At 67.0% G+C, this 6,235-nt stretch carries 6 protein-coding genes; 1 reads left to right on the forward strand and 5 read right to left on the reverse strand.

The genetic code is table 11. The features are described 5' to 3' along the window. Nucleotides 1-25 precede the first annotated feature (25 nt). The 4 genes from ACFTZB_RS41730 to ACFTZB_RS41745 are packed head-to-tail and all read right to left on the reverse strand — an operon-like array spanning nt 26 to nt 5,217. Nucleotides 26-1,462, reverse strand: a complete 1,437-nt coding sequence (locus ACFTZB_RS41730) for an aldehyde dehydrogenase (RefSeq protein WP_378441229.1) — start codon at nt 1,460-1,462, stop codon at nt 26-28. Between the two features lie 32 nt (nt 1,463-1,494). Beyond that, on the reverse strand, nt 1,495-2,601 hold the full coding sequence (locus tag ACFTZB_RS41735) for an NAD(P)-dependent alcohol dehydrogenase (protein WP_378441231.1): 1,107 nt from the start codon (nt 2,599-2,601) through the stop codon (nt 1,495-1,497). 59 nt (nt 2,602-2,660) lie between these two features. Further along, the gene (locus ACFTZB_RS41740; RefSeq protein ID WP_378441233.1) at nt 2,661-3,890 is read right to left on the reverse strand and encodes an NAD(P)/FAD-dependent oxidoreductase; all 1,230 of its coding nucleotides are present in this window, start codon (nt 3,888-3,890) and stop codon (nt 2,661-2,663) included. A gap of 4 nt (nt 3,891-3,894) precedes the next feature. Further along, the gene (locus tag ACFTZB_RS41745; RefSeq protein ID WP_378441236.1) at nt 3,895-5,217 is read right to left on the reverse strand and encodes a cytochrome P450; all 1,323 of its coding nucleotides are present in this window, start codon (nt 5,215-5,217) and stop codon (nt 3,895-3,897) included. 334 nt (nt 5,218-5,551) lie between these two features. Between ACFTZB_RS41745 and ACFTZB_RS41750 the strand changes: the two genes are divergently transcribed. Continuing rightward, nucleotides 5,552-5,872, forward strand: coding sequence for a 2Fe-2S iron-sulfur cluster-binding protein (locus ACFTZB_RS41750; RefSeq protein ID WP_072937091.1), 321 nt, complete (start codon nt 5,552-5,554; stop codon nt 5,870-5,872). 18 nt (nt 5,873-5,890) lie between these two features. On the opposite strand, the gene ACFTZB_RS41755 is transcribed toward ACFTZB_RS41750, so the two are convergent. Further along, on the reverse strand, nt 5,891-6,235 hold a 345-nt coding region (locus ACFTZB_RS41755; protein WP_378441239.1), incomplete at its 5' end, for a helix-turn-helix transcriptional regulator.

A 6,235-nucleotide genomic window follows, 5' to 3' on the forward strand; every position in this document is an offset into this window, starting at 1 on the left:
GTGTCGCACGGCCGCACCCGGGGGGTCATCGCACGTCGAGGTAGATGCTCTTGAGTTGCTGGTAGCTGGCGAGGCCCTCGGGTCCGAGTTCGCGGCCGAGGCCGCTGTTCTTGATGCCGCCGAAGGGGGCGGTCGGGTCGTTGGAGTAGCCGTTGATCCCGACTGTTCCGCTGGCGACGCCCCGGGCGAATTGGGCGCCGCGTTCGGGGTCGGCGGTCCAGATGGAGCCGCCGAGGCCGTAGTCGGAGTGGTTGGCGATGGTGACGGCCTCGGCCTCGTCGGTGTAGGGGATGACCGACAGGACGGGCCCGAAGATTTCTTCCTGTGCGATCGTGTGGCCGGTTTCGACGTCGGCGAAGACGGTGGGTTCGACGAACCAGCCGTGGTCGAGTTTGTCGGGCCTGCGTCCGCCGGTGGTGACGCGTCCGCCATCGGAGCGGCCCTTGTCGATATAGCTTTCGACGCGGTGCCGTTGTCGGGCGGAGACGAGCGGTCCCATCTGTGTGGTGTCGGACAGCGGATCTCCTATCGACAAGCCCCTTGCGAGGTCGGTGATGGTGTCGACGATCTCGGTGTAGCGGGATCGAGGTGCGAGAACGCGGGTGCCGAGCCAGCAGATCTGTCCGTTGTTGAGCAAAGTTGCCGCATAGAAGGATTCGAGGTTCGCGGTCAGATCGGCGTCATCGAGGACGACGGCAGCAGATTTGCCCCCTAGTTCCAAGGTGACGGGGCGGAGCAGTTCGCCGCAGGTGCGGCCGATGGCGCGTCCCGCACCGGTGGAGCCGGTGAAGGAGACCTTGTCGATCCCGGGGTGGGCGACGAGGTAGGCGCCGAGGTCGCGTCCACCGGGGACGATGTTGACCACACCGGCAGGGAGTCCGGCGGCGATGGCGGCTTCGGCCATCAGGAACGCGTCGAGCACGGTTTCCGGGGACGGTTTGAGGACGACGGTGCAGCCGGCGGCGAGGGCGGGGGCGAGTTTGAGGAAGGTGATGGCCTGCGGCACGTTCCACGGCACAATGGCGCCGACCACGCCGATCGGGGAGCGGGTGACGAGGGTGGAGCCGCCGAGCATGCCGGGCCGAATCTCGTCTTCCTGCTTCGCCGCCATGTCGGCGTAGTAGCGCAGCAAAACCGGTGGGAACCCGCCCTCGAACTGCCGGGCGAGGGTGATGGGCATTCCGTTCTGGCTGCTGACCCGGGTGGAGGTGTCCTCGGCGCGGGATTCGAGTTCGTCGGCGAACCGGTTCAGGACCTCGGCGCGCTGGGCCGCAGTCCACGACCCCCACTGGGTGAGTGCGGCGCGGGCGGCGTCGACGGCGTCGTCGATGTCGGTTTCGGTGCCCTCCGGCACGGAGCCGATGCGCTGCTCGGTGGTGGGGGAGATGACCGGGATCGTCGAGTCGCCGGCGGGCCGGGTCCATCCGCCGCGGATGTAGAGATCGGGGTAGTCGATCGTCATCGGGGTGTCCTTCATGGTGTGGGGGCGGGTGGTCAGTCGTGCAGGAGCACGGGTTTGAGGACTTCGCCGCGATGCTGGGCGTCGATCGCGTCGTTGATCTTCGCGAAGGGGAACGTGGTGACGAGTTTGTCGAGCGGGAACTTTCCGGCCTTGTACAGCTCGACGAGTTCGGGGATGAACTCGTCGGGGACGCTGTCGCCCTCGATGATTCCGGTGATGGTCAGTCCCATGGCGAGGGAGTTGATGATGTTCAGCGGAACCGACGATTCGGGGTCGGCGGGGACGCCGATGAGTCCGATCTTGCCGTGGAAGGTCATGGCGCCGACGAGGGATTCGATGACGGCGGGGACGCCGGAGGTGTCGATCGCGTAGTCGACGCCGGCGGGGATGATCGCGCGGACCTGCTCGGCCAGAGGACCGGCGCCGGGGTCGATGACATGGGTGGCGCCGAGTTCGAGGGCGAGGTCGCGCCGCGACTGGTGCGGTTCGACGGCGATGATCGTGGCGGCGCCCTGCACGACGGCGCCCATGACGGCTGCGAGCCCGACCGATCCGGCGCCGGCGACGAGGATCGCGGATCCGGGTCGGCAGTCGAGGGAGCGCATGACGGCGCCGGCGCCGGTCTGGATTCCGCAGCCGAGCGGAGCCAGAAGTTCGGCGGGAACGTCGGTGGGAACTTTCACCACGTTGCGTTCGAACGCGAGGCTGTAGGTGGCGAACGAGGACTGCCCGAAGAACAGACCGGTCAGGGACTCGCCGTCCGTGGTCGACAGCGGACCGGTGCCGTCTTCGCGGACTCCGTCGTAGGCGAGGTGCATGAACTGGTGGCAGTAGGAGGGTGCCCCGGTGGTGCAGGAGGGGCAGGATCCGCAGCTGTTGAAGGTGATGGCGACGCGGTCGCCGGCGGCGACCTTGGTGACACCGTCGCCGACTGCGCGGACGAAACCGCAGCCTTCGTGGCCGAGGACGGCGGGCAGCGCGGTCGGGAGGGCACCGTCGCGTGCGGCGAGGTCGGTGTGGCAGATGCCGACCGCTTCGATCTCGACGAGCACCTCGCCGGCCTTCGGTTCGTCGATGGTGATCGTTTCGAGCGAGAACTCGGTGTGGGGTTCTCTCGCGACTGCTGCGAGTGCTTCCATCGTCAATGACTCCATGTCTGTGGGGGCCGGCCCGACAGGGACCGGCGTGGATCGAATGCTCAGAGAGCGGCTTCCCGCAACGGCGTCGCGGGATCGGCGAGGGCGGTGCGGTCGACCTTGGTGCGATTCCCGATGAACTTCTTTCCGGCCATGAATTCGCCTGCGGCATTCACGGTCTCGACGGCCACCGGTATCCCGTCGCTGTCGAGATGGAACAGTGCGAACGACGTGGCGGAGGCGTCGCCGCGCAGGATCGGCTGCGTGTCCGGCCCGATCATGCCCGCCATCTTCATCTTCAGATCGAACTGATCCGACCAGAACCACGGCACCTCGTGCGGTGGGAGCGGGGCGCCCATGATGACCGCCGCCGCCTGCTTCGCCTGCTCGACCGCACTCGGAATGCTCTCCAGCCGCACCATCTTCCCGAGCGTGTCGTGCAGTCGATACGTCACGTCCCCGATCGCGAGAACGTGCGGATCGCTGGTGTGGGCCGACCCGTCGACGACGATTCCGGCGAGGCACTCGAGGCCGGACTCCCGTGCCAGCACGTCGTTCGGGATGGCACCCACCCCGACCAGGACGACGTCGCAGGCGATCTCGGTTCCGTCACCGAGTTCGATACCGGCGACGCGGCCGTCGGAGCCGGTGATTCCCCGGACCTCGGCCCCGGTGAGAATGCGGGTCCCGCGGTTCCGGTGGAAGTCGGTGAGTGCTGTCGACAGTTCCCGGCTCGCCACCCGGGCCAGCACCCGGTCCTCCCGCTCGATCACCGTGACGTCGCATCCGCGGGCGCGGGCCGACGCCGCGACCTCGAGTCCCACGTACCCGCCGCCGATGATCGCCAGCGCCGATCCGGAGTGCACCGCCTCGCGGAGCATCGTGGCGTCGGCGAGTGTGCGGAGGCTGAGTACGCCCTCGAGATCGCTTCCCGGGAGCGACAGCGTCCGCGGCGCGGCGCCCGTCGCGAGCACGAGTGTCGTGTACTCCAGCACCGTTCCGGACACGGTCGTCGCGGTTCGCGCATCCCGGTCGATGCGGCTGACCGGATCACCGAGCAGCGTGTCGATCTCGTTGTCGGCGTAGAACGATTCCGGCTTGAGCCATTGCACGAACTCGTCGTCGGCGTATTTCTTCGACAGCGGCGGGCGGTGATAGGGCGGATGGGTTTCGTCCCCGCACAGGACGATGCGACCGTCGAACTTCTGCTGCCGCAGCATGCCGGCGAGAGTGCCGCCGGCGTGCCCGGCCCCGACGATCACCACGGTGGGTGACGCATGTGACGTGACCATGGTGTTACCGGGTGAACTCGATCTGGACGGGCATGTTCTTGAGCCCGCCGACGAAATTGGTCTGGATCATCTTGGTGTCGTCGGCGAGTTCGAGAGACTCGATGTGGGGGAGCAGTTCCTCGAACATGATCCGCAGTTCGAGCTTCGCCAGGTGCTGGCCGATGCACATGTGCGGACCGTAACCGAAGGCGATGTGCTTGTTGGGCCTGCGGGTGATGTCGAAAGTGTCGGGGTCGGGGATGACGTCCGCGTCGCGGTTGCCCGACTGGTACAGCAGCATGAAGCGGTCGCCCTTCTTGATGTCGCGGCCGCGCAGCGTGTAGTCCTGCGTCGCCTGACGCATGAAGTGCTTCACCGGCGAGGCCCAGCGCAGCGATTCGTTGACGATGTGCGGGGCGAGCGCCGGATCGGCCTTGGCCTTCGCGAGGAGTTCCGGGTTGCGGCCGAGTTCGAGCATGCCGCCGGCGAGCGTGCTCGACGTGGTGTCGTGACCCGCGGTGGCGATGGCGATGAAGTAGCCGTAGGCCACCTCGTTCGGGTAGTACTCGCCACTCTCGTTGCGTGCCAACGAGATGATCGTCGCGAGATCGTCACGGGGGTTGGCCCGCCGGTCCTGCAGCAGCCTTTCGAAGTAGGCGTAGAAATCCTGGATCGTGGCCACCCACTGCTTCGCGGCGGCGTCCGGGGTGAGCGGTTCGACGTCCTCCCGTGCGGCATCGGGATCGGCCGTGCCGAAGAACTCCTGCGTGAGGGCCATCATGCGGGGCTCGTCCGATTCCGGCACCCCGAACAGGCTCATGATGACGTGCAGGGGGTAGTGGAGGGCGAAGTCCTTGACGAAGTCGATCCGGCCGTCCGTCTTCAGAAGCCGGGCGACGGCAGCCTTCGCGAGGTCGCGGATGGTCGCTTCCCACTGGGCGAGGTTGGTGGGCCGGAACCAGTCCAGCGCGATGTCCTTGATCGCGGTGTGCTCCGGCGGGTCGAGGTACGTGAGAGTCTCGAGGATGCGGAGGCTGCCGTTGTTGATGCTCTTGGTGAACTGGTCGCCGGCCTGGTTCGCCAGGATCGGGTTGACGGAGCCCTTGTCCTCGCCGCCCGCACTGGTGAAGATGTCGGGCTGACGCTCGATCTCCATGATGTCGGCGTGCTTGCTCACCAGCCAGATGGGGTCGTACCCCTCCACCACGGCACGGCCGAGGGGATTGTTCTCGCGCAGCCAGCGGTAGGCCTCGAACAGCGCGTCGTTGTCCCGGTGTCCTTCGGGTAGAACGATCTGACGGGCGACGGTGTCCGGAATGAGTTCCGTGACCTGCTCTGTAGTGCTCATCGATTCCCCTTCGTGGTGCAGTGTGGTGCGGCGCCGAACGTCGCGGCGCCCTCGCCGACTGGAGTGACTTCAGCCTGTCAGCCACGGGAGTGAGGGGCATCACACCATTGATCGAAAGTTGTCCACCTAACGGGGGATGTGTGCCCGGTCACCCCAGCGTGCACCGCGGTCGGCGGGGCAAGGATCACCCCACGGGAGGGGGGTAATCAGTCGAAGTGGTGATGTGCCCGGCCAGTGACCGGCGACACAATTTTCGGTATCGAGAACGCGGCCGGACCTTCGCCAAGCATGACGGCCGCGCAGATGTTCACCGGTCAACCTGAAGGAGATCGCCATGCCCACCGTCGTGTACCAGCTTCCGGACGGCTCGACGTCGTCCGTCGACGTTCCCGCCGGCCAGAGCGTCATGGACGGGTCGGTCCGCAACAACCTTCCCGGCATCGTCGCCGAATGCGGCGGTAGCTGCTCGTGCGCCACCTGCCACGTGTACCTGGACGACGATTCCAGTGCGGCGTTCGGCGAACCGACGTTGGAGGAGCAGGACCTTCTCGAGTTCCTCGACGGTGTTCAGCCGTGCTCGCGTCTCGCCTGCCAGCTCGTGCTCACGCCAGACGTGGACACCGTCACCGTGACCGTGCCGTCCTCGGACGCCTGAGGGCTTCCGCTGGCCCTGTCACCGGGTGCCGGACTGGTACTTCGCGATCAGTTCGGCACGGTTGGTGGCGCCGAGTTTGCGGAGGATACGTTTCACGTGCGACTTGACCGTGTCGACCGTAATGACCAGCTCGGCGGCGATTGTGGAGTTCGACGCCCCGGTGAGAATCAGCCGGACCACGTCGACCTCGCGGTCGGTCAGGGGGTCGAGCAGGCGCTGTTCGGTAACGTTGTGCCCGGTCCCGGCCTCCGCGCGGTCGGCAGGCCCTGCGGTCACTGCATCGAAATCGGCGTCGCCGCTCCACCGCTGGGCAGTTTCCCGAAGGAGGGTGTCCTGGCGGTCGCGACGGGATTCGAGCCCGAC

The organism is Rhodococcus sp. NPDC057014, from assembly GCF_042673295.1.
Classification (GTDB): Bacteria; Actinomycetota; Actinomycetes; order Mycobacteriales; family Mycobacteriaceae; genus Rhodococcus_F.